Below are 23,103 nucleotides of genomic sequence, written 5' to 3' on the forward strand. Positions count from 1 at the left end.
AACTTAAATCAGAATATTGAACTAGTAAAGGGTATAGTCAACCCCCTTGAGTACTACAAAGAATAATTAAAGTTTTCAAGTGGTAAATCTATATATATAGGAGAAAATATTTATATAAAATTGGAGGAGAAGTAACATGAAAAAAGATTTTTATTCTGCAGTGGCAGACAGACGTTCATTTTATGGTATAGGTAAGGAGTCAGTAATTTCTGACGAGAGAATTCAAGAGGTTGTTGAACATGCTGTAAAATATGCTCCATCAGCTTTTAACTCTCAAAGCACAAGAGTGGTTTTACTATTAGGACATGAGCACGATATGTTATGGAATATTACAAAAGAAGCTTTAAGAAAAATAGTACCTGAAGATAAATTCAAACCTACTGAGGAAAAAATTAATTCCTTCCAGAATGGATATGGAACAGTTTTATTCTTTGAAGAAAGCTCCATAACTAAAGGACTTCAAGAACAATTCCCTCTTTATAAGGATAATTTCCCTATTTGGGCTCAGCAATCCAATGGTATGAATCAATATATCATATGGACAGCTCTAGAAGTGGAAGGTTTTGGAGTATCATTACAGCACTATAATGAAATTATTGAAGAACAAGTGAAAAATCAGTGGAATATAGAAAGTAACTGGAAGCTAATTGCACAAATGCCTTTTGGAAAACCAACAGCAGAACCAGATGAAAAGCAGTATATACCCATAGAACAGCGTGTTAGGGTATTTAAATAATAGTACTTAGAGCTGTTAAATAGTCAAAAGCAGTCTAGAAACTTAATGGTTTAAATAATAGAAAACAATGTTTTAATTTAAAAATACCCAACAAGGATAATTTCAAACTTTCCTGTTGGGTGTTTTAATTTTTATTAGTACAGAGGGAAGGTATCAGGTGCAGTTGTGAAAGAAGAGATAGTAGCTGTACCCTTTGTAAAGTATAAAACTGAAATAATTCCATCATCTACACTATAAAGTGTTTTTAAAGATGGATGAGCTTCAAGTGCAAATTCTTTAACTTCACGTCTATCATCATTTTCAACTTCTCCAGTTACACGAATCCATTGTCCATTTTTATTCATTGCAGAGATTTCTACTTTTGGATTTTCTAGCATTTGTTTAAAGCATTCTTTTGTGTTGTTGGTAAGAATATATAGTTTTCCCTCATATTCAAACACAGCGCCGAAAGGCCTTACTCTTGGTTGATCTCCTTCAGTAGTTGCTAAGTAAAAAGTACCACTTTCTTGTAAGAATTCTAAAGCTTTTTTCATAATTATTGTTCCTCTCCTAACTTTGTGATAAAATTGATTATGCAATAATAATAGCATGTACAATATTAATAACAAGTACGATTTTTTCGTAATGTAAGTATCCAATAAGATACTGTAAGAGGAGAAACCATGGAAAATATAGATAACCTTTTTGGAAAGTGTCCATACTTTACTGCACAAAAATTACTTTCAGGAAAATGGTCAATTTTAATAATGTATCATTTGAATGAGGGAACATTAAGATTTGGAGAATTGCAAAGGACAATGGGAAGTATTACTCAAGCTACATTAACAAAGCAATTGAGAATGTTAGAAGAGTTTGGATTAGTTAATCGATATGTATATTCAGAAATTCCACCTAAAGTTGAGTACTCACTTACGGATTCGGGAAGGGAGTTTCAGCCTGTATTAGAGCAGGTTAGAATTTTGGGAGAAAAGTATATTGAATCTCTTCAGACTGAAGAAGGTTAAATTGAATAGTTTTTTATAGCCATAATATTCATAGTGAATTTTATGGTTTTTTGTTATCTAGAAATCTTTGCCTTGCTGAAAATAGTGATGGAATAACTTTAATCATAATAGGTGGAGATTAAAGAAAAAACGAAGTAAGAGTAATTTTGGAGTTAACTTTATATTTAACTACTAATATGTAGAAAATGTAATTTATGTTATAATTTACTTAGAGCTAACTGTGAAACAATAATTATAAAGGGGAAGTGTAATTGTGAATTTGAAAAAGAATATCATTAGAATCCTAGCAGTTTTAATAGTATTAATTATTGTGAGAAACATTATTCCTTTTTCAAAACCTGGCATAAAAGTAACGTATAATGGAAGCAAGGTTGAAACTGCTCAGTGGGATTATATTTGGGTTCCGAAAAATAGCGGAGGAAATTCTGGAATATGTGATGTTATACCCAAATTAGCGGATAATATTAAAGCTACTACTGTAAAAGGTGGAGATAAAGTTAAATTTAGGTTTAACACAATATTAAAGCAACCAAGAAAAACAGTAACATTGCATATGGTAAATAATGAAGAAATACCAGTTAATAAGAGAGAATCTTGGAAGGGAAATAATTATTTTAGTGCGCCAAAAGAAAAAGGAGAATATGTTTATATAATTAATGGTGATTGGGATAGAACTCATGACGCTAATTATTTAGTGAAAATATGCGTTGAGTAGTAGATAAGAGGGTTATTATTGAATATAACTAAAAGGGATGGGGTTAATATGAAAAAATGGGATAAAACATTACTGATAATTATGCTTCTATGCACATTAATAATATTAAATTTTCCTATAAAAGCTACAGCAAACTCTGCAGAACCACCAGCATTGATTATACTGGTTAATAATCCACCTAAAGATCTTTCAATTGTATTGGAATCAGGCACAGTCAGTGAAAATGTTAGGTTTAGTAGGCGTGCATGGGAAGGATACTATGCTTTTTATTCGAAAGAAATTAGAGGACTTAGCAAGTATAAGTTTAAAATATCAACCGCAAAAGAGAGCTTTGAGTGCACAATTACAGAACCATTAAAGGAATATGATAACGTATTCACCTTAGATATGGCTAATAAGCAACTAATACCAGGAAAATCTAAACTGCGAGATATTCTCTTAGTAGTAATACGAGTAATACTTACACTTATAATTGAAGGAATTGTGTTCTGGCTTCTTGGGTTTAGACAAAAGAGAAGCTGGATTATATTTCTTTTTATAAATCTTTTTACACAAGGGGCATTGAACTTTTGGTTGAATTGGGGCGGGTTTGTAATTGAAAGTTACCTCATTATCAAATTATTTATAGGAGAATGGTTTGTATTTTTATTTGAAGTAATTGCTTTTCCACTACTTATTAAGGAACGACAAAAAGCTACTATGGTGGGATACGCATTTTTAGCTAATTTAGTAAGCTTATTTGCTGGAGGGGTTATCATCGCTGCTCTACCAATTTAAACTTAATAATAACAATACTAGGGATGGACTCTTAATTTACATGCAAAAGCATTAGAAAAAAATTCATAATATGAGCCACTTTAAGGAGGAAATATGGATTACAAAACTATTATGGACTCAATTTTAAAAAAATATAAAGAAATTCTTAATGAAAACTTAGTAGGCATCTACCTACATGGTTCTATTGCACTCAACTGTTTTAACTGGGAAAAGAGTGATATAGATTTTATTGTTGTAATCAATGAAAGGTTATCACAAGAAACAAAACTCCAGTTATTAAAGGTATTAGAGGATTTAAGGCTCGAAGCTCCTAAAAAGGGCTTGGAAATGAGCGTAGTGCTTAAAGAATATTGCACCAACTTTAAATATCCTACTCCTTATGAACTTCATTATTCAAAGCAATGGTTAGAAAAATATTTGGAAAACCCTTTATTATTGTGTGGAGAAGAAATTAAAACTGATAAAGATTTAGCTGCTCATTTCACCATAATTAAACATGTGGGCATTGTTTTGTATGGACAATCAATAGAGGAAGTTTTCAGAAAAATACCAAAGGAGAGTTATATAGATAGCATTAAGGGGGATATAGAGAATGCTAAGATTGAAATAATGGATAATCCCATGTATATAGTGTTAAATTTATGTAGAGTTTTAGCCTACATAAAAGAGGATTTAATTCTTTCGAAGGAGCAAGGGGCCCTATGGGGGTTAGAGAACTTACCTAAGGAGTATAGTAACCTTCTTAAGGAGGCTTTGAATAGCTATAGAACTGATATAATAATGAATATAAATAAGAATGAAGCTGGGAGCTTTTGTGAATATATGTTAGACAAGATTTTTAATTGAAAAAATTTTAGGTTTGAATGGTTTAACTCATATGTTAAGAAATTTTAATAGCCTTAAAGAGCGGAAGGTAAGGCCATTAACAGTCTAAGAGTTGATTTTATTTCAATATAGGAATAACTTTAATTGTAATTTAAAGGAGGCTTTAACTAGTGATTTTAGATATTGATTTTAAACCTATAACAGAAAGACTTGCCATAGAACAAGGAGATGGAAGTCAGTACGCAGCACATGTTGCTGAGATCATTGATGAAATTATTAATAGTTTTGCTATGAGCTTAGATAAAGTGAGGGAAGAAAACCCTGACAATGAAGAAATCCTTAGAATTGAAGCAGCTAAAGTTATTGATCAGTGGTTAAAAACCATGAGAGAAGATGTTAATAAGAGAAATCAATCTGTATTTTGGGCTAAAAACCTATTGGTCCTTTTAGTTAAAACTTTAGATGATGTTAAAAGTTATGACCCTTATTTCGGGATAATCTATAATCAGTTTAAAAACAAGTTGCCCAAAAGATATAATATTGAGAATAAATGTTAGGTAAAATAGCATTGATGTTGCTAACATCAATGCTATTTTCATGTTAGTTGCTATATATTTAATTTAATTTTTTAACAGATACGGCTCTCACAAGGATTTCATATAGGTGAGTTTTAGATTCAATATGTAGACTTATAAGCCTTGTAGGTGCGTTAAACTACAAGGGTGTATAGGGGTTTAAAGTATGATTTCTTGATTTAAAATTTATAAGATAAGCTGTTCAGAAAAAAGAGCCCCCTTGTATAGCAAATCAAGGTCTAAATTTAATTTATTCATAAACTTGAGTATTTTAATAATGCTACAAAATGAAATATTAATACAAGGGTTTTTACCAGCATGTTTCATGAATAAGTTAAGATTTCACTAAAAAAACCTATAATAGATAATGTTTTGTTGAATATGAATTTATTTAAATATTTTAGATGAATTTAATAATAAAATGGAAAAATCAAAAGAAATGCGTTTAGAATTGTAAAAAAAGCTAACTATAAAGAATAGTTTGACAAATTACCCAAAAATGATACAATTATTTTATAGGAGTGAGTGTTCACTCCGCATGGAGGGATTCAATGGATATTTCGTTAATACATAGAAGAGAAGGAATTATTATTTCAACCATAGAGGCTATAAATGAAGTGGGACTTCAAAATCTTTCTACAAAAATAATTGCAAAAAAGGAAGGGGTATCAGAAGGAACATTATTTAGACATTTTAAGAATAAAACAGAAATTATGATTGCTGTTCTTGACCATTTTAGTCAATTTGATGATGCAATTATAGAAGCGAGTGAAAATAAAAATCTTAATCCGGTAGATACAATAACGTATTTTATAACTGCCTACGCTGAGTATTATGAAAACTATCCAGCAATAACAAGTTTAGTGCAAGCATACGATACTTTAGCTTATGAGGAGGAGCTATCAGAAAAAGTAAGAAGTATTCTAAATAAGCGATTAAACTTCTTATTAAAAACTATTGATAAGGGTAAAGAAGAAGGGTTTCTTCAAAGGGAAGTAAAAACTGAACTAATTGAAGACTTAATTACTGGAGCATTTAGAGAGATTTGTTTGAAATGGAGATTATCAAATTTTACTTTTTCAATTAAGGAGAGAACATTAGAAATGGTAAATATTGTGCTTAAAGCATTCAAAGAAAACAATCGATAAATATTAGTATTAAAGATTATAGCGGGAGGTGAAAAGGTTGTCATCCAGTTATATAAGTGATCCTATGCAAGAGGTTTTTATATTTGAAACCTCACAACAACTGGAACAGCTAGAGCAGTCAGTTATAAAAGCAGAAACATCAGGCGGTTACGCTAGTGAAATTATTAATGAGATATTTAGAATAATGCACACTATAAAAAGCTCTGCAGCAATGATGCTTTATAACAATATGTCTACTGTTGCTCATAATACTGAGGAGTTATTTTATTTCATCAGAGAAGAAAAACCTAAAAATATAGAGGTTTCTTCACTCTGTGACCTAGTTTTTGAGGCAATTGATTTTATGAAATTAGAAGTTGAAAAGATAAAAAATGGAGATGAGGCTGACGGTAATCCAACGATTTTAGTGGAAAAGACAAAAGAATATTTGAAATATTTAAAACAAATAAATAATTCACTTAGTGAAACTACAAACAATGAGGAAAATAACAGTGGTATTAAAAACCAGAAGAAGCAATTTTATATAAGTTCTAATAAAGCAGTAATAAAGGCAAATCGTAACACTTTCAGAGCAACTATCTATTTTCAAGATGGATGTGAGATGGAGAACATAAGAGCTTTTACTATTACTCATAACCTAAGGGACATTACAGAAGAATTTAGGCATGTTCCTGAAGATATTATTGAGGATAATGACAGCTCAGAAATTATTAAAAAACAAGGTTTTACAATCTACTTAAAGACTGATGAATCCTTTGATTTTATGGATAACTTTTTCAAGCAATCAGCTTTTTTAGAAAAGCTAGAATTAGTTCAATTACAAAGTGATGAGGAGTATCTTAACATTAATAGGGAAAAAAGTACTAGTAATGAATTGAAAATTCCTAAGCTTGAAGAAGTAGTTGATAAGGAAACACCTTCTACAAATGTTAATCAAAGTCAAAGCATTATAAGTGTTAATGTGGAAAAGCTGGACAAGTTAATGAACTTAGTTGGAGAAATGGTTATTGCAGAGTCTATGGTTACTGAAAATCCAGATTTAACAGGGTTAACTCTAGAGAACTTCAATAAAGCTGCAAGACAGCTTAAAAAAATAACAGACGAATTACAAGATGTTGTAATGTCTATAAGAATGATTCCTTTAGGCCCAACTTTTGTAAAGATGAACAGAATTGTTAGGGATATGAGTAAAAAATTAAGTAAAGAAGTTCAGCTTGAAATAATCGGTGAGGATACAGAGGTTGATAAGAACATAATTGAGCATATTGGAGATCCACTTATGCATATTGTAAGAAACTCAGTTGACCACGGTATTGAGCCTGTTGAGGAAAGACTAAATAAAGGAAAACCTGGGGCTGGAACTATAACTTTAGAAGCAAACCATGCTGGAAGCGAAGTTTTAATTATTATAAGGGATGATGGCAAAGGGTTAAATAAGGCAGGGATTATTGAAAAGGCATTGGAAAATGGTCTGATAACTAAAGATCCAGAAGAAATGACGGATAAAGAGATATTTAATTTAATATTTTTACCGGGATTCTCAACTAAAGAAGCTGTAACAGAGTTTTCAGGTAGAGGAGTAGGTATGGATGTGGTGGCTAAAAATATTGAGGCTGTTGGAGGAGCTATTGAAGTTGAAAGTGAAGTAGATAAGGGGACAATCATAACATTAAAGATACCGTTAACCCTAGCTATTATTGATGGAATGAATATAAGGGTTGGAAAATCACGTTATACAATTCCTACAACATCAATTAAGGAATCATTTAGATCTAAGGAAGGGGAAGTATTTAAAGTTCCTGGGGGAAATGAAATGATTATGATTAGGGGAATGTGCTTCCCTATATTAAGACTTCATGAGCATTATAAAGTGGAAACAGGTATTACAAAAATCCATGATGGAATATTAATAATGTGCGAAAGTAATAGCAAAACCCTATGCATTTTCGCTGACGAACTTATAGGACAACAGCAGGTAGTTGTAAAATCATTACCTAGTTATATGAATAGTATAAAAAGAGTTAATGGACTAGCAGGATGCACCCTACTTGGGGATGGAAGCATAAGTCTTATTTTAGATATTAATGAACTATTGAATAGAATTTAGTGCATTAAAGAAGCTTATATATGTCAACCGAAATCACAATAATGAAATCATAAATAAAGCCTAAGGGGGGCTTAAGGATGGATGAGATAATTGAAATACTAAGAGACAAACTTTATAGAGCCATTGAAAATGGTAATAGTGAAGAAATATTAAAAGCTAGTATGGATTTAGACATAGAAATTGTTAGGGTGATGATTGCTGATTCTTATGTAGCAAGAAATTATAGGAATAAAAATGTGAATTATGCGGGAAGGATGTGGAAATAGTGGCTGCAATCATAGAACAATTAAGTACATATGAGGAGGAAGACACGCAAAAGGATAAATTTTTAACCTTTACTATTGGAGATGAGGTTTATGGTCTTGAGATTAAATTTGTAACAGAAATCATAGGAATTCAAGAAATAACTAAAGTTCCAGAGATGCCAGAGTATATAAGAGGAATTATTAATCTACGAGGTAGGATAATCCCTGTAATGGATGTAAGGTTGCGATTAAAAAAAACTATGAAGGAATACAATGATAGGACATGCGTAATTGTTGTAGAAGTTAAAGAAACTTCAGTAGGACTTATAGTTGATACAGTATCAGAGGTAATATCAATTCAGGAGGAACATATTGTTCCTCCACCAGATTTTAACAAGGGGTTAGGTAGTAGATATATAAACGGTATAGGCAAAGTAGGAGATGAGATTAAACTATTACTAGATTGTAATATGCTGCTTAATGATAATGAAGTTGAAGCTTTAGAAAATATATAACATATTTAGGGGGATAAATAAATGAAGTGGTTTAGTAATTTAAAAATCAGGGTTAAGCTTATTGTTTGTTTTATAATTTTAGCAGTATTTACTGGAATAGTTGGACTTGTAGGAATAACAAATATGGAAAATATGAATAGTAGAAGTGAAACCATGTACAATGCTAACTTCCTACCTGCTCAAGATTTAGCAAAGATTCAAACTTCTCTAGAGAATGTTCGTGCAACTCATTTACTAGCTATTTATGAAAAAGAGCCTAGTACAGTTCAAAATAGATTAGATACTATTGCTACCTTATCAAAAAACAATAATGAATTACTGAAAAAGTATGAAGTAACAATTGCAGATGAAGAAGAAAGAAGTCTTTATACCAACTTTATGAATACTTTAGCTTCCTATAGAGAAGCTCGTGACAGTAATTTAAATTTAATCAAAGAACAAAAATATGATGAGGCTTTAGCAGTGCTTAATAAAGTAACAGAAGCTAGATTAAAATCTGATAGTGATTTACAAAAATTAATTGATTACAATAAGAAACTTGCTACAGATGCTGTTAATACCAATGCGGCTAGCTTTAAAAGTCAAACTATGGTTATGATTATCACAATAATAATTGGTATTGGATTTGCTATTTCTCTTGGATTTATAGTAGCAAATGCAATAAGCAAACCACTAAATCTTCTAGTTACAAATGCTAATAGGATTGCTGAAGGTGATCTTGATGTAAGTATAGATATAAAATCTAAGGATGAAGTTGGTGTATTAGCTTCTGCCTTTAGAAAGATGTCAAATAATTTAAATGAAGTAATGAGCAATATAAGTAATGCTTCTGAACAAGTGGCATCGGGAGCAAAGCAAGTTTCAGATTCTAGCATGGATTTATCACAGGGAGCTACTGAACAAGCAAGTTCTATAGAGGAGTTGACTGCTTCTATAGAAGAGATTTCAGCACAAACAAAGTTAAACGCTGAAAATGCTAGTGAAGCTAATGAACTTGCAGAACTTGCCAAAGAAAATGCTGTTCAAGGTAATGGCCAAATGAAGGAAATGCTGAGGGCTATGGAGGATATTAATGAATCATCCTCTAGTATTTCAAGAATCATCAAGGTTATTGAAGAAATTGCTTTCCAAACCAATATACTAGCTTTAAATGCTGCAGTAGAAGCTGCAAGAGCTGGACAACATGGAAAAGGGTTTGCAGTGGTGGCAGAGGAAGTAAGAAATTTAGCAGCCCGCTCAGCAAGTGCTGCTAAAGAGACTACAGCTATGATAGAGGGTTCAATAAAGAAGGTGGAAAGTGGAACTAAAATAGCTACTGAAACTGCACAAGCTTTAAATAAAATTGTTGCAGATATAACAAGGGTAGCAGGTATAGTTGGAGATATATCCACAGCTTCTAATGAACAAGCACTAGGTATTTCACAAGTTAATCAGGGAATTATGCAAGTATCAGAGGTGGTTCAAACAAACTCTGCTACCTCGGAGGAAAGTGCAGCAGCAAGTGAGGAGTTATCTAGCCAAGCAGAATTGTTAAGAGAACAAGTTGGAAAGTTCAGATTAAGAAAAACCAATTATTCAGCGTACAGCAGCAGGGAAGAGTTAAACCCAGAGGTTTTAAAAATGCTTGAAAATATGGCAAACGGTAATAGTAAATATAAGCATTTTGAGCAAAATAAATCCTTTGAGGAAGCAGCAGTAACTAGTACAAAAGCAAAAAAAATAGTTTTGAGTGATAATGAATTTGGTAAGTATTAATCTATATTAGGAGGGAGTCCTTTAGGACTCTCTCTCAATTAACGAGGTGGACCATAATGATAGAAATAACGGAAAAGGAATTTAAACAGCTAGCAGAGTACATAAAAAGTAATTATGGCATAAACCTAAAGGAAGAAAAGAAAGTCCTTGTAAATGGAAGGCTTCATAATGTGCTTATAGAAAATAATTGCAGTAGCTTTTCAGAGTTTTTTAATCTTTTATATAATGATAAAACAGGAAAACTCCCTATTCAGCTTATTAATAAAATTACCACAAATCATACATTTTTTATGAGAGAAACAGATCATTTTTATTATTTTAGAGATAGTGTTCTTCCATACCTAAAGCATAAGATAACAGATAAGGATTTGCGAGTTTGGAGTGCAGGGTGCTCCTCTGGAGAAGAACCTTCTACTCTTGCAATGATAATTAGTGATTATTTTGGAAAAGAAAAATTATTTTGGGATACTAAAATATTGGCTACAGACATTTCAGATAGAGTTCTCCAAAAGGCTAAAAAAGGTGAATATCTTAATGAAGAGTTAGCCTCTCTCCCCTTAGAATGGAGAAGAGATTACTTTAGAAGAATTAACAATGAAAGCAGTGTCCTTGTTGATAATATAAGGAATGAAATTATATATAGAAAGTTTAATTTAATGGATGAAGTTTTTCCCTTTAAGAAGAAGTTCCAGGTTATATTTTGTAGGAACGTAATGATTTATTTTGATAATAAAACCAAAACTGAGCTAGTAAATAAATTTTATGACTTTACGGAGCCAGGAGGATATCTATTTATTGGGCATTCAGAATCTCTAAACAGAGGAAGTACTAAATATAAATACGTGAGACCTTCTGTTTATAGAAAGGAGTAGGGGAGAGTGGTCATTGAAAGAAGAATTAAAGTTCTTATTGTTGATGATAGTATGTTTTTTAGGGAGGTTATGGCTAGAGGGTTAGGTTCTGATCCTTATATTCAAATCATAGCTACAGCACAGGATCCTTTTGAGGCAAGAGATAAAATCTTAAAATATGAGCCGGATGTTATTACCTGTGATATAGAAATGCCTAAAATGAATGGAATTGAATTTATAAAAAGACTGCTTCCTCAGTACCCCATACCTGTCATTGTAGTTAGTACCATTAGTGAAGCTGTATTTGATGCTATGAGAGTAGGAGCTGTAGATTTTATATCAAAACCTAGTTCTAGCTCTGTGACAGCTATTGAAAAATTTCTCTATGAGCTCATTGAGAAAATCAAAATTGCTTCACAGGCTCAGTTACAGGAGAATCTTTATAGTTTAAGTAATATGAAGAGTATAGATAATATTAAAGTAGGCTCAGATAAGATAGTTGCAATTGGTGCTTCTACAGGTGGCACAGAAGCAATATATAGCATATTAAAGCAGTTACCTAAAGATTTTCCAGGCATAGTTATTACGCAACATATACCACCTGTATTTTCTAGAATGTTTGCAGAAAGACTTAATGCTCAAACAGAGTTATACTGCAAGGAGGCTCATAATGGAGATTACATAGAACAAGGGAAGGTTTTAATTGCTCCTGGAGACCAGCATATGAGAGTAAAAAAGTTTGGCGACAAATATAAGGTAGAGGTATTTAGTGGAGACAAGGTAAATGGACATTGCCCATCTGTTGACGTATTATTTGAATCCATGGCAAAAGAACTTGGACCAAGAGGGGTAGGGATAATACTAACTGGAATGGGTTATGATGGGGCTAAAGGACTTCTAAATCTTAGGAGAAAGGGTGGAAGAACTATAGGACAGGATGAGAAATCTTCTGTGGTCTATGGAATGCCTAAAGCTGCTTTTAATATTGGAGCTGTAGAAAAGCAGTGTACCTTAGAAAATTTACCAAAAGCCTTATACTCTATGATTAGGGAGTAAATGATATAATGCTAAGGTAATTAGAATTAATAAAAATTCTATATAGAAAAAGAGATGATAAGTAGTATTTTCTATGGATAATTAATCTATAAGAGCAGAAGAGGGGATTAAAAGCAAAGAATTGCTCTAAAACTATGACAATTTGTTATTTGAAGAAAAGGGTGTATAAAGTGATAGAAAACATGTTAAATAGCACAAATAATAGATTTTGGGACATCACACTAGAAAGCATAGGGGATGGGGTTATTGCAACAGACGTAGAAGAAAATATAATATTTTTTAATACAGCAGCAGAAGAAATATCTGGATGGCGTAAGAAAGAAGCTCTGGGAAAAAAGGTATATGAATTATTTGTACTTATGGATGGTAAGACAAAACAAACCATAGATTGTCCTATAAAAATAGTTTTAAAGACTGGAAAGAAAACAGGGCTAAAAAAGGATTCTATGTTGGTTACGAAAAATGGTGATGTTAAATATATTTCTGCAAACATTTCTCAAATAAAAAGTAATGAAAGAATAGTTTTAGGAACAGTAATGGTATTTCGAGATATTACAAGAATACGAACTATGGAATTAAACTTAAAAGCTGAGAAAAATAATTTTCATAAAGTATTTAATTCAGCGCCAGTTGGAATTGTTGTAACTAATGAAAATTCAATTATAACTAAGGTCAATAGTGCTGCTTTGAAATTTTTAGATAGTAATTGGGAACAAAGTATTGGGAAGAAATTTGGGGATGCTTTTTTCTGTATTGAGAGTTTTACTGGTGGTCATGGCTGTAACTGTGGAATAAACTGTGAAGGATGCGAAATTAAAAATGGAGTAGCCCAGGCAATTCAAAGAGAAAAATCAACTACCAATATCGAATTTAGCAAAGATTTTGTGAGAAATGGGCAGATAACTAAGCTTTGGTTTAAAGCTAGTATAACTCCCATGTTAGAAGATGGAAAAAGAAGTGCTGTAATTGTTATACTTGATATTACTAATAGAAAAAGAAAAGAAACAGAAATTATAAAATCAAGGGATTATTATTTAAATATGTTTGAAAGTTTTCCCTCCATGGTTTGGAAAAAGAACTCTAAGGGAGAAACTGAGTATGTAAATAAGAAATATTGTGATTTTACAGGGTTATCTAAAGAAGAAAGCCTTAAATATAATTGGGTAAAACATCTTCATCCAGAGGACCAAGCAAAAAATGAGGAGATCCATATAAATTCTTTTAAAAATAGACAGCCATATAGCTTAAAGTATAGGTTGTTAGATAGTAAAGGCAATTACAAATGGTTTGAAACCATTAATAGGCCTTTTTATAATACAGATGGAGAATTTGATGGGTACATTGGTACAGCTTTAGACATCACAGAAAGGGAAGAATCTCAAAAGGCTTTACAAAAGGCAAAAATTGCAGCAGAAGCTGCAAATAAAGCTAAAAGTGAATTTTTGGCCAATATGAGTCATGAAATTAGAACACCATTAAATGGCATAGTGGGAATGGTAGATTTAACGCTGTTAAGTGATTTAAATAATGAGCAAAGAGAGAACTTAAACATTGTAAAGTCTTGTACGGGCCAACTGCTTACAGTAATAAATGATATTTTAGATTTTTCCAAAATGGAAGCTGGAAAACTTATTATTAAGAACATTAATTTCAATATAAAAGCCTTAATTGAAAACACTATAAAGGCCCATAGTCATCGAGCTTTAAACAAAGGCATAGAGCTAAACTATTCTTTTTCCTCCACCATACCTGAATATATAGTTGGGGATCCTAATAGATTACAGCAAATATTAAATAATCTTATTAGTAATGCTATTAAGTTCACGGAGAGTGGAGAAGTATGGGTGAAGGTAAAGAGAATAAACCAAGCACAGGAGTTTATTGAAATACAATTTTCGGTTGAAGATACTGGTATAGGTATTTCTGAAGAAAACTTAGGAAAGATATTTGAAAGCTTCAGTCAAGTTGATGGGTCCTTTACAAGAAGATTTGGTGGAACAGGGCTTGGACTTACAATCTCAAAACAGTTATCAGAAACTATGGGAGGAAACCTGTGGGTTGAAAGTACCCTAGGCTCAGGAAGTAAATTTTATTTTACTCTAAGATTTAATCAAGGAGAAAGTGAGATTTTAACAAAGGAACCTGCTAAGGTAGATGTTATTCGCAAAGATAAACTTTATAAAGTTTTGCTTGCAGAAGATGATAAAGTAAATCAAATGGTTACAGCAAGGATTCTAAAAGAACGTGGATTTATAGTTGATATAGCAAATAATGGGCTAGAAGCCACAGGAATGTATGAAAAAACCCACTATGATATAGTTTTAATGGATATACAAATGCCACTAATGGATGGTATTCAAGCTACGAGAAAGATAAGAGAAATGAATACTAAGAGAAGTGTTCCAATTATTGCCATGACAGCCCATGCCCTTAAAGGTGATAGGGAAAGATTTTTATCTCAAGGAATGGATGGATATATATCAAAGCCAATAAAAGTTGAGGAACTCTTTGATACTATAAACCAATGTTTATTTATTAAAAATAGTGAAGAAGACTTAAAAGATGTAAGCATATGCGTTGATAATTGCGGAGAAGTAGTAATAAAGCAAGGGGAAGCTAAGGTTTATAGCGAAAGTGAAATTTTATTTGTAAATGAACTATCTTCTTTAGTAGAAGCTTTTAGTAGTGCAATTATGAAAGAAGATTTAGATTCTATAGAGGTTTTGGCTCATAGGATTAAAATTATAGCTAATGAACTTGGAATCGAAGAACTTAAAACCATTTGTTTTAAGGTAGAGTTATCCTCAAGGCGTGGAAATTTAGAAGAAGCTATGGAAAGAGGTTCACAAGTTAAGCACATCTTTGAATTATATAAAAATCTAATTATAGGAGGTAAAGATAATGAGAATTTTAATAGCTGAAGATGATATGACAAGTAGAAGATTTTTATCAAGGTTTTTATCCCAGTATGGGGAATGCGATGTAGTGGTAGATGGTATGGAAGCCTTAGATGCATACCTAATTTCAGTAAAGGAAAAAAGTCCCTATGATTTAATATGTTTAGATATAATGATGCCTAAGGTTGATGGAGTAAGGGTTCTTAAAGCTATAAGAGATTTTGAAAGTCAAAGGGGACTGCTTCCAGAAAAAAGAGCAAAAATCATAATGATAACTGCTCTTGCAGAGACAGATTATGTTAAAAAAGCCTTTGAGCTAGGATGTGAGGCTTACGCAGCTAAGCCAATTGATACAGAGAAATTAGTGGAAGTAATGGAAAACTTGGGAGTCATAAAAATACTAAGCAGTAAATATGAAGGGTAATATTTAACATCACCTTAAAGGAGTCTATAGCTACATGATTTAAGATGGTAATTTGAGAATAAAGATAAAATTTAAATAAGGAATAAGTGTTTATCAAAATACTTGTGAGTAAAATAATCTAAAGAAAAAGTGAAATTTTAAAGCTGTGATAAGATGATTTATGAATTATTTTAACACAGCTTTTCTATAAGTAGAATTATAGAAATTTCATAGTAAAAACACTTTATTTATGATTTAAAACCTTAAGGGACCAGGGTAAATCACAGTGCCCATTGAGTCTTATACTTCATTGCATATATTAAAAAAGTTCTCTGTTCAAAAATTTTTTACTTACATCGAAGAATTTTTTTGTGATAAAATCATATTGCTGAAGAGAAGACCTCATAAGGGGTTATATACGTTTAAACAATTTTACAACCTTAAAGAGTTATAATTTCAACTTAACACCAATATACTCCTACTATTAAGATTTATTAGAGAGGGGGTAGTTAATATGTCTAGATATACAATGCCAGATTTAAGCAAGTTTCCAAATTGCTGTGCCTTATCAGAAAGAGGAAAATGCACCAGGCTAAAACTTTTTAAATGTGAAGGTGAGCAGTGCCCTTTTAGGCGAAGTAAGAAAGAAGATGAAGATTCACTACTCAAGGCCTATAAGAGATTGTTAGCCTTAGATAAATCTGTTCAAATGTATATCGCTCATAAGTATTATGATAGCGCAATGCCGTGGAAAGATAGCATTGGTTAAGCTATTATGAAAGTAATTTTTAAAGTCTATGTTTCAGGATAGACTTAATGGCTGGGTTACAAAGAAAGGTTTATAGCTATACTTAAGGCTCTGCAGCAGGGGATATTAAATTAATAGAGATGTATAAATTTTTATACAGGTCAATATGTAAACGTTTACTATACTTAGTGGATAAAAGTATAGTTTTAGTAAGATGGTAGGATGATTTAGGCTAATAGGGATGGAAGAAGATTTTACATAATAGAGCCCTTTGTTATATGAAGCGAAGATTACTGGATTAAACAATAGATGTATAGAATTCTGATAAACCTTAAGTTTTAAATATGGTTAAACACACAATTTACAGGAGGGTACAGTAATGAACATAGTAAATGAAAATGTAAATCATAGTGTTTTTGGTACAGGAACTATTATAGAGTTAAAAGATAACAAAATATCAGTACAGTTTCAGGAGAGTTTTGGAACAAAAGTGTTTTTATATCCGGATGCATTTGAAAGCTTTTTGAAGGTGAGTAACCCTATAGTTGAACAAGAAATCTTACAAGAATTAAAGGTAAAACAACAAAGGGAAGAAGTTCTTAAAGAAAAGCAGCGCAAAGAACAAGAGTTAAGAGAAAAGATGGAGAAATTAAATCCGCCAAAGAAGAAGCGTGTAAAAAGAACATAATTTCTTAAAAATGTAGATATTTTAAGAAGGGAGAAAGAAAAATGTTTAATATAGGAGAATTAATAATATACTCTGGACACGGCATCTGTAAAATTGATGAAATATGTGAAAACACCATTTCAGGAATTACTAAAAAGTATTATGTATTACACCCTTTAGAAAGTGCTGAACTTAAAATTAGTACTCCAGTAGATAATGACAAGGTAAAAATGCTAGAGATTATCCACAAAGACGAAGCTGAAGAGATTTTAGAGTCCTTTAAGCAGACAGGAGTAACTTGGGTGGAATTAACTAGTCATAGAGAGCAGTTGTATTCTGAGATTGTAAAAGAAGGAAATCGCAGAGAAATTGCTAAAGTAGTTAATACCCTACTACGCAAAAAGCTAAAAACAGAAGCTAAAGGAAAAAAACTCTACGAGCAAGATAGAAGACTCTTGGAATTTATTCAGCGTATATTGTTCTCTGAATTAGCAATGTCACTAAACACTACTTATAAAGAAATCTATGATAAGATCATTGTCAACATAACCATAAGCCAGCAATAGAAAATTTAAGTAAGCAATGTTCCTTCTCTTAGTCCAAGAGAAATAATAATCATGTAGAAAATACTGTGACTCTAAGGGAGTTATGCTTCTCTTAATCCCATTTTAGAAAGTGGCAATATATATAAAAAAGAAAAAATAGTGAGTAGACAGTGATTCTTATAAAATGAAAGGCGTTGAATATAATGCAAATTAACAATGAAAAGATTGCGGCACTAGATGCTGCAATGAATCAAATAGAAAAGCAATTTGGAAAAGGTTCCATAATGAAGCTTGGTGACAATAAAATGATGGATATCGAGGTTATTCCAACAGGATCCTTGGCTTTAGATATAGCTCTTGGAGTTGGTGGAGTACCTAGGGGAAGAATAATTGAAATCTATGGTCCTGAATCCTCAGGTAAAACCACAGTTACATTGCATATTGTTGCAGAAGCCCAAAAAAGGGGTGGAGCTGCAGCCTTTATTGATGCAGAACATGCTTTAGATCCAACCTATGCAAAGAAGGTTGGGGTAAACATTGAAGAGCTTATTGTGAGTCAACCTGATACAGGAGAGCAAGCTTTAGAAATAACAGAAGCTCTTGTAAGATCCAATGCTGTGGATGTAATTGTCATTGACTCTGTAGCTGCTCTTGTACCAAAGGCTGAAATTGAAGGGGAAATGGGGGACTCTCACATTGGATTGCAAGCAAGATTAATGTCTCAAGCCTTAAGAAAGCTTACAGCAGCCATTAATAAATCTAAATGTGTTGTTATATTTATTAATCAGCTAAGAGAAAAAATAGGTATAATGTTTGGAAATCCTGAAACTACAGCAGGGGGACGTGCCCTTAAATTTTATTCCTCTGTAAGACTTGATATAAGAAAATTTGATACTATAAAAGTGGGAGAAGATACTCTAGGAAACAGGACTAGAATAAAAGTAATTAAAAACAAAGTGGCACCACCTTTTAAAGTAGCTGAATTTGATATAATGTATAATGAGGGAATTTCTAAGGAAGGTAGCTTAATTGATTTAGCCGTTAATGAAAGCGTAGTTGAAAAAAGCGGTTCTTGGTTTGCTTATAAAGATACAAGACTAGGTCAGGGAAGAGAAAACTCAAAAGTTTACTTAAAGGAAAATCCTGAAACAGCGAGAGAAATAGAAGGTTTAATTAGAGAAAAAAATAAGCTGCCACAAGTGGAAACAATGGCAATAGCAGAAGTAGTAGAAGAGCACACTGAGGAAGCTGGTTAGTTCAAGGCAATTAACGCTTAATGACAATGATGGAGAGTTAGAGGAATTAATTATGAAGTACCTCAAATAAACTAAAAAGTATTTTTGATTGATATTCTATTGATAGAAGTAAATCTAGGAACTCTAATAGATATTTTAGGAAAAATGATGATTGATTAACTGAATACCTAGCATTATAATACACATATAATTATTCAATAAGTGTTTATTGGAAAGTGAGGAGCTATCATGGACATTTATATCAGTCATATCGACAAAAGTTTCGATAAAAAGCAAGTGCTTTATGGAATTGATTTTTCTATTGGTTCAGGTGACATTGTTTGTTTGCTTGGCCCTTCAGGTTCAGGGAAAACTACCTTGATTCGCTGCTTAATTGGTGCGATCAAAGCTGAGAGGGGTCAAATAAAGTATGGTGATATTGTAGTGCCAAACTTAAAACTTATGCAAACAATTGGTTTTATGCCACAAAATGATGCCCTTTATGACGATTTAACAGGCGAGAACAATCTCAAATTTTTTGCAGGTCTGAACAAGATGCCCGCTAATCAGCAGAAAAGTAGGATAAACGAAGTATTGGACCTTGTTAAGCTAATAGGTGACAGAAACAAGTTAGTTGCAAACTACTCTGGTGGAATGAAAAAACGTCTTTCACTTGCAGCGGCACTTATTCACAACCCGCAAGTTTTACTTTTAGATGAGCCTACTGTAGGGATTGATCCAATTCTGCGTAGATCTATTTGGGACGAGCTAAAAAAACTTAAAAAACAGGGCGTAACCATAATAGTTTCAACACATGTTATGGATGAGGTTTCTGAGTGCGATCGTGCGGCACTAATTTATAATGGTAGGTTGATTAACTACGATAATGTTGATAACTTGCTTGCAAAAACTAAAACAGGCAAGATTGAAGAACTATTCTTCATAGCTGCAGAAACTTATGAAAGGGGTGCTTCAAATGCTAAATCTAGCTAAGAGAGTTATACTCCAAGTTATGGGTGATAAGCGTACTGTGGCTATGATTTTATTTGCCCCGCTTTTAATTTTAACTTTACTTTCATTATTACTTGGGAATATCAGTTATGTCCCAACTATTGCTGTTGATAAAACCATACCTGCACCGATTGTTTCAGCTTTAAAAGAACAAGATGCAACCATCATCACAATGGAAAATGATGTGGATAAAACACTTTATTTAAAAGACAAAAAAGCCGATGCTGTTTTCTCACTAAACGGACAATCACCTAAAATTGACATACTTGAAGCTAACACAAAAAGTGGCAAAGCTATGAACTGTATACAAGATGCACTTTCCGAACTAAACCCTACAGCAAAAATGCAAATTAACAGAGTATATGGAGATTCTGACTTTTCAACATTTGATTCCATGGGATACATTTTCTTAGGTATTTTTGCGTTTTTCCTTGTGTTTGTAATTTCTGGAACAGCACTTGTTCGTGAGCGCAGTCAAGGTACACTTGAACGTTTGCTAATGTCCCAAATAAAACGTTATGAAGTAGTACTTGGTTACACTTTAGGGTACAGCGTATTTGCTGTTGCTCAGGCTATTTTAGTTTCGTTGTACTCAATGTTTGTGTTACATCTTCCATTTGAAGGGAATGCCTTTTGGGTTGTTATTACTATGGTACTAACATCCATTGCTGCAGTTGCATTTGGTGCCACTGTTTCTATTTTCTCAACAACCGAGTTTCAAGTATTACAGCTTATTCCACTAATCATAGTTCCACAAATTTTCTTTTCAGGATTGATTCCTCTTGACACAATTCCTTATGGACTTGGTAAACTGTGTTACTTAACACCAATTTATTACGGCTGTTCGGCACTAAAGCTTATCATGGTGGAGGGTCAAGGTATTAGTGCAATTTGGTTATTCTTAGTGGCACTGCTGGGCTATGCATTAGTGCTATGTACTATAAATGTAGTGGCACTTAAAAAGTACAGAAGTATATAATTTAAGGGTTTCTTATTATAGTCAAAATTTATACATTCTTTCTGCATTCATCAAAATATTCTGCTCCTTTCTGGGATATTAATTTCTGACTTATGATGAGTCTTAATTATAAAAAAGCTACTTTGTTTGCAGACAAGGTAGCTTTTTTTATCTTTAGTAATATAAATTAACGAATACTGAAATTATGGGGGGTTAATAAATAGCCTATAACTTGAATGAACCTCATGTCATGGAACTAACAGTGCAGGTTCTTTAAACAGTATATTAATCATAGTGAAGTTAAAAACAATTTTGTGCGTTTATTTATTGCTGAAAATATATAAATTTTTAAGGGGAATCAATAATATGCTTCTTATGGTATAATTTTACTAAAGCAAAAGGGTGGTAGGGTATTATAAGAGATTAAAGGGGGAGTATATTTTGATATCAATACCATATGTATTTATAGCTGGGATTTTAATAGTAATTTGGTCAAGCTATAGATTTATAGTACTAAAGAAAATGCAGAAGAAAAATATGAAAAGAGAAATAGTTGTGAATGTGTTTTTCATTTATTTTCTAGTGGTAATCGGTTTAACCATATGTAAAAGGGCTATGTTGGAGTTTAGCTTTTATCATAGCTTCCATACTAATTACATACCTTTAGTTGAAACAATAAAGATGTTTAAAAATAATACCATGGGCATAGGGTATGGATTCTATAATGTTATAGGAAATATATTGTTATTTATGCCCTTAGGTTTTTTTATACCTTTACTTTTTCAAAGGAAGAATAATGTTAGAGCAGTAGCTAAATATGGCTTCATCACATCCTTAACCATAGAGATTATTCAGTTTTTTACAGCAATAAATTTAACTGATGTTGATGACCTAATTTTTAATACCCTAGGAACAATCTTAGGCTTAGGTATTTTTAACTTATTCAATAATTTAGTTAAAAATACTAAAGTTGAAAAATTAATTGCAAGTATAACTAGCACATTTCATGGAGGTCTGGTAAAACTTATACTTAAACCACTAAGTATTATGATAGGCATAGTTACAATTTTTAGTGCTGCTATGGTTTATAATTCTACAATGTCTGGAGATTTATCTAATGAGGAAATAGCTAGAGAGGTATTTAAATATAGACCTAATAAAGATTTTGTAGTTGAAAAAGAAGTTTTAGGGTACAAGCTATTTCTTAAAGATGAGGGAACGTATATCGACTTAATCTCCGTAAAAAAAGTTTTTAATAATAGATGGGATAAAAATGGAATAGGTAGTCAGTTTGAAAAAATGAGGGGGGATTATGATATTCGAACTATTCATGAGGAAAATTCAGTGGGAGTTTTAGTGTATGGAAAGAACAAAGGTGCAAGTAAAATTGAAATAAAATTTAATGGGAAATCCTATGTTGAAGAATTAAAATTAGAGAAATATTTTATTGTAGCGTTTCCTAGTTTTGAAGCTTTAGATAAAAATACTGATATGTATAATGTTTTTAATGGGAAAGAAAGCAAAGACTTGAGTATAAAGCTTTATGATGCACAGGGTAGGGAGTATAATGAGATGAAGCAGAGAGAGTAAAGTGTATATTAGAGTAAGCTAACTAGTGCATATATTTTTTATTTTATAAACAGAAAGGAAGAAACTTACAATGGAGAGCAAACTAAAAATTGAAACAGATAGATGCATAGTAAGAGAGTTTAAAGAAAAGGATTTAGACTCCTTCACCACCTATAGAAATGATGAACAGTGGATGAAGTATCAGGATTTTAAAAAATTAACAAAAGAGCAGTATAGAAAAGCTTTAATAAAGCCCTTAGATATAGAAAAGGGAATGCAACTTGCTATAGCAGACAAAGTTACAGATGAGCTTTTAGGAGATTTGTACCTTTCAAAAAAAGAAGAAACTATTACAATAGGATATTCAATTAATCCTGCCTATGCTAGAAAGGGATATGTTAGTGAGGTTTTAAAGAGCTTATTACCAAAACTTAAAGAAGAATATCCACAGTTTGAAATAGTAGCTATGACTGATAAGGAAAACCTTCCTTCGAAGAGTTTATTGCTTAAATTAGGCTTTGTATATGATGGATGGATAGAACAGTGGCAGTCAGAAGTCTATATTTATTCAAAGTAAGTAAAACCTAAATAGCTATAATTATTAAAAAAGTAAGAAGGGTTGAAGGGAAACTTAACTTTAATCTTTCTTACTTTTTTATATACTTTAATAACGGTGTAGAAACTCTAGCTCCGACATCTTTTATAAGTGGCAAATGAATGGCTTTTCAACCACTAGATTTAGAAAAATAGCTTTGTTCAAC

Annotated in this window: 24 protein-coding genes; 23 read left to right on the forward strand and 1 reads right to left on the reverse strand. The window is 32.0% G+C overall.

What is annotated here, in order from left to right; translation table 11 throughout:
- Positions 1–136 precede the first annotated feature (136 nt).
- Complete coding sequence (locus J2Z44_RS17200; RefSeq protein ID WP_021284319.1) at positions 137–736, forward strand: nitroreductase family protein; 600 nt, start codon at positions 137–139, stop codon at positions 734–736.
- Between the two features lie 134 nt (positions 737–870).
- Here the strand turns inward: J2Z44_RS17200 and J2Z44_RS17205 are convergent, their stop codons facing one another.
- Positions 871–1,269 carry a pyridoxamine 5'-phosphate oxidase family protein gene (locus J2Z44_RS17205; protein WP_021284318.1) on the reverse strand — a complete coding sequence of 133 codons (399 nt, stop codon included), beginning with the start codon at positions 1,267–1,269 and terminating at the stop codon, positions 871–873.
- Positions 1,270–1,398: 129 nt separating this feature from the next.
- Between J2Z44_RS17205 and J2Z44_RS17210 the strand changes: the two genes are divergently transcribed.
- The 22 genes from J2Z44_RS17210 (at position 1,399) to J2Z44_RS17315 (ending at position 22,919) form a co-directional block, all read left to right on the forward strand.
- Positions 1,399–1,740 (forward strand): winged helix-turn-helix transcriptional regulator, encoded by a 342-nt coding sequence (locus J2Z44_RS17210; protein WP_021284317.1) that lies wholly within the window; start codon positions 1,399–1,401, stop codon positions 1,738–1,740.
- Between the two features lie 253 nt (positions 1,741–1,993).
- Positions 1,994–2,455, forward strand: coding sequence for a hypothetical protein (locus J2Z44_RS17215; RefSeq protein ID WP_021284316.1), 462 nt, complete (start codon positions 1,994–1,996; stop codon positions 2,453–2,455).
- 48 nt (positions 2,456–2,503) lie between these two features.
- Complete coding sequence (locus J2Z44_RS17220; RefSeq protein ID WP_209649871.1) at positions 2,504–3,232, forward strand: hypothetical protein; 729 nt, start codon at positions 2,504–2,506, stop codon at positions 3,230–3,232.
- Positions 3,233–3,325: 93 nt separating this feature from the next.
- A complete protein-coding gene (locus J2Z44_RS17225) occupies positions 3,326–4,078 on the forward strand; it encodes an aminoglycoside adenylyltransferase domain-containing protein (RefSeq protein WP_021284314.1) in 753 nt (250 codons plus the stop codon).
- Positions 4,079–4,227: 149 nt separating this feature from the next.
- Positions 4,228–4,614: a hypothetical protein gene (locus J2Z44_RS17230; RefSeq protein WP_021284313.1), complete on the forward strand. Its 387-nt coding sequence runs from the start codon at positions 4,228–4,230 to the stop codon at positions 4,612–4,614.
- Between the two features lie 569 nt (positions 4,615–5,183).
- The gene (locus J2Z44_RS17235; protein WP_021284312.1) at positions 5,184–5,780 is read left to right on the forward strand and encodes a TetR/AcrR family transcriptional regulator; all 597 of its coding nucleotides are present in this window, start codon (positions 5,184–5,186) and stop codon (positions 5,778–5,780) included.
- A gap of 37 nt (positions 5,781–5,817) precedes the next feature.
- Entirely contained in the window at positions 5,818–7,887 is a 2,070-nt protein-coding gene (locus tag J2Z44_RS17240) for a chemotaxis protein CheA (protein WP_021284311.1), read from the forward strand.
- Positions 7,888–7,964: 77 nt separating this feature from the next.
- Positions 7,965–8,153, forward strand: a complete 189-nt coding sequence (locus J2Z44_RS17245) for an aspartyl-phosphate phosphatase Spo0E family protein (protein WP_021284310.1) — start codon at positions 7,965–7,967, stop codon at positions 8,151–8,153.
- Positions 8,153–8,647, forward strand: coding sequence for a chemotaxis protein CheW (locus tag J2Z44_RS17250; protein ID WP_021284309.1), 495 nt, complete (start codon positions 8,153–8,155; stop codon positions 8,645–8,647). Before J2Z44_RS17245 ends, J2Z44_RS17250 begins: the two co-directional genes overlap by 1 nt.
- Positions 8,648–8,668: 21 nt before the next feature.
- Complete coding sequence (locus J2Z44_RS17255; protein WP_209649873.1) at positions 8,669–10,402, forward strand: methyl-accepting chemotaxis protein; 1,734 nt, start codon at positions 8,669–8,671, stop codon at positions 10,400–10,402.
- 56 nt (positions 10,403–10,458) lie between these two features.
- Positions 10,459–11,274: a CheR family methyltransferase gene (locus J2Z44_RS17260; protein ID WP_021284306.1), complete on the forward strand. Its 816-nt coding sequence runs from the start codon at positions 10,459–10,461 to the stop codon at positions 11,272–11,274.
- Between the two features lie 51 nt (positions 11,275–11,325).
- On the forward strand, positions 11,326–12,309 hold the full coding sequence (locus tag J2Z44_RS17265; RefSeq protein ID WP_051186156.1) for a protein-glutamate methylesterase/protein-glutamine glutaminase: 984 nt from the start codon (positions 11,326–11,328) through the stop codon (positions 12,307–12,309).
- Between the two features lie 170 nt (positions 12,310–12,479).
- The gene (locus J2Z44_RS17270) at positions 12,480–15,230 is read left to right on the forward strand and encodes a PAS domain S-box protein (RefSeq protein ID WP_021284304.1); all 2,751 of its coding nucleotides are present in this window, start codon (positions 12,480–12,482) and stop codon (positions 15,228–15,230) included.
- Complete coding sequence (locus tag J2Z44_RS17275; protein ID WP_021284303.1) at positions 15,211–15,630, forward strand: response regulator; 420 nt, start codon at positions 15,211–15,213, stop codon at positions 15,628–15,630. The genes J2Z44_RS17270 and J2Z44_RS17275 overlap by 20 nt, the downstream gene beginning before the upstream one ends.
- A 493-nt stretch (positions 15,631–16,123) precedes the next feature.
- Positions 16,124–16,378 carry a hypothetical protein gene (locus J2Z44_RS17280; protein WP_021284302.1) on the forward strand — a complete coding sequence of 85 codons (255 nt, stop codon included), beginning with the start codon at positions 16,124–16,126 and terminating at the stop codon, positions 16,376–16,378.
- A gap of 358 nt (positions 16,379–16,736) precedes the next feature.
- Positions 16,737–17,045 (forward strand): hypothetical protein, encoded by a 309-nt coding sequence (locus J2Z44_RS17285; RefSeq protein WP_021284301.1) that lies wholly within the window; start codon positions 16,737–16,739, stop codon positions 17,043–17,045.
- A 41-nt stretch (positions 17,046–17,086) separates the two neighbouring features.
- Positions 17,087–17,590, forward strand: coding sequence for a CarD family transcriptional regulator (locus J2Z44_RS17290; protein ID WP_021284300.1), 504 nt, complete (start codon positions 17,087–17,089; stop codon positions 17,588–17,590).
- A gap of 188 nt (positions 17,591–17,778) precedes the next feature.
- Positions 17,779–18,825 carry a recombinase RecA gene (gene recA / locus J2Z44_RS17295; RefSeq protein ID WP_035319684.1) on the forward strand — a complete coding sequence of 349 codons (1,047 nt, stop codon included), beginning with the start codon at positions 17,779–17,781 and terminating at the stop codon, positions 18,823–18,825.
- Between the two features lie 228 nt (positions 18,826–19,053).
- On the forward strand, positions 19,054–19,797 hold the full coding sequence (locus J2Z44_RS17300) for an ABC transporter ATP-binding protein (RefSeq protein ID WP_021284298.1): 744 nt from the start codon (positions 19,054–19,056) through the stop codon (positions 19,795–19,797).
- A complete protein-coding gene (locus J2Z44_RS17305; RefSeq protein ID WP_021284297.1) occupies positions 19,781–20,794 on the forward strand; it encodes an ABC transporter permease in 1,014 nt (337 codons plus the stop codon). Before J2Z44_RS17300 ends, J2Z44_RS17305 begins: the two co-directional genes overlap by 17 nt.
- Before the next feature lie 420 nt (positions 20,795–21,214).
- Complete coding sequence (locus J2Z44_RS17310) at positions 21,215–22,363, forward strand: VanZ family protein (protein WP_021284296.1); 1,149 nt, start codon at positions 21,215–21,217, stop codon at positions 22,361–22,363.
- A gap of 70 nt (positions 22,364–22,433) precedes the next feature.
- Entirely contained in the window at positions 22,434–22,919 is a 486-nt protein-coding gene (locus J2Z44_RS17315; RefSeq protein ID WP_021284295.1) for a GNAT family N-acetyltransferase, read from the forward strand.
- Positions 22,920–23,103: the final 184 nt, after the last annotated feature.

Origin of the sequence: Clostridium punense (assembly GCF_017874425.1) — a bacterium.
In the GTDB taxonomy this organism is placed as follows: Bacteria; Bacillota; Clostridia; order Clostridiales; family Clostridiaceae; genus Clostridium_J; species Clostridium_J punense.

Excerpts from the sequence above, each read along its gene's own strand:
- J2Z44_RS17205 (WP_021284318.1), bottom strand. The coding sequence starts at position 1,269 with ATGAAAAAAGCTTTAGAATTCTTACAAGAAAGTGGTACTTTTTACTTA.
- J2Z44_RS17285 (WP_021284301.1), top strand. The coding sequence starts at position 16,737 with ATGAACATAGTAAATGAAAATGTAAATCATAGTGTTTTTGGTACAGGA.
- J2Z44_RS17280 (WP_021284302.1), top strand. The coding sequence starts at position 16,124 with ATGTCTAGATATACAATGCCAGATTTAAGCAAGTTTCCAAATTGCTGT.
- J2Z44_RS17200 (WP_021284319.1), top strand. The coding sequence starts at position 137 with ATGAAAAAAGATTTTTATTCTGCAGTGGCAGACAGACGTTCATTTTAT.
- J2Z44_RS17305 (WP_021284297.1), top strand. The coding sequence starts at position 19,781 with ATGCTAAATCTAGCTAAGAGAGTTATACTCCAAGTTATGGGTGATAAG.
- J2Z44_RS17245 (WP_021284310.1), top strand. The coding sequence starts at position 7,965 with ATGGATGAGATAATTGAAATACTAAGAGACAAACTTTATAGAGCCATT.
- J2Z44_RS17235 (WP_021284312.1), top strand. The coding sequence starts at position 5,184 with ATGGATATTTCGTTAATACATAGAAGAGAAGGAATTATTATTTCAACC.
- J2Z44_RS17210 (WP_021284317.1), top strand. The coding sequence starts at position 1,399 with ATGGAAAATATAGATAACCTTTTTGGAAAGTGTCCATACTTTACTGCA.
- J2Z44_RS17315 (WP_021284295.1), top strand. The coding sequence starts at position 22,434 with ATGGAGAGCAAACTAAAAATTGAAACAGATAGATGCATAGTAAGAGAG.
- J2Z44_RS17255 (WP_209649873.1), top strand. The coding sequence starts at position 8,669 with ATGAAGTGGTTTAGTAATTTAAAAATCAGGGTTAAGCTTATTGTTTGT.
- J2Z44_RS17225 (WP_021284314.1), top strand. The coding sequence starts at position 3,326 with ATGGATTACAAAACTATTATGGACTCAATTTTAAAAAAATATAAAGAA.
- J2Z44_RS17275 (WP_021284303.1), top strand. The coding sequence starts at position 15,211 with ATGAGAATTTTAATAGCTGAAGATGATATGACAAGTAGAAGATTTTTA.
- J2Z44_RS17300 (WP_021284298.1), top strand. The coding sequence starts at position 19,054 with ATGGACATTTATATCAGTCATATCGACAAAAGTTTCGATAAAAAGCAA.
- J2Z44_RS17220 (WP_209649871.1), top strand. The coding sequence starts at position 2,504 with ATGAAAAAATGGGATAAAACATTACTGATAATTATGCTTCTATGCACA.
- J2Z44_RS17260 (WP_021284306.1), top strand. The coding sequence starts at position 10,459 with ATGATAGAAATAACGGAAAAGGAATTTAAACAGCTAGCAGAGTACATA.
- J2Z44_RS17265 (WP_051186156.1), top strand. The coding sequence starts at position 11,326 with ATGTTTTTTAGGGAGGTTATGGCTAGAGGGTTAGGTTCTGATCCTTAT.
- J2Z44_RS17290 (WP_021284300.1), top strand. The coding sequence starts at position 17,087 with ATGTTTAATATAGGAGAATTAATAATATACTCTGGACACGGCATCTGT.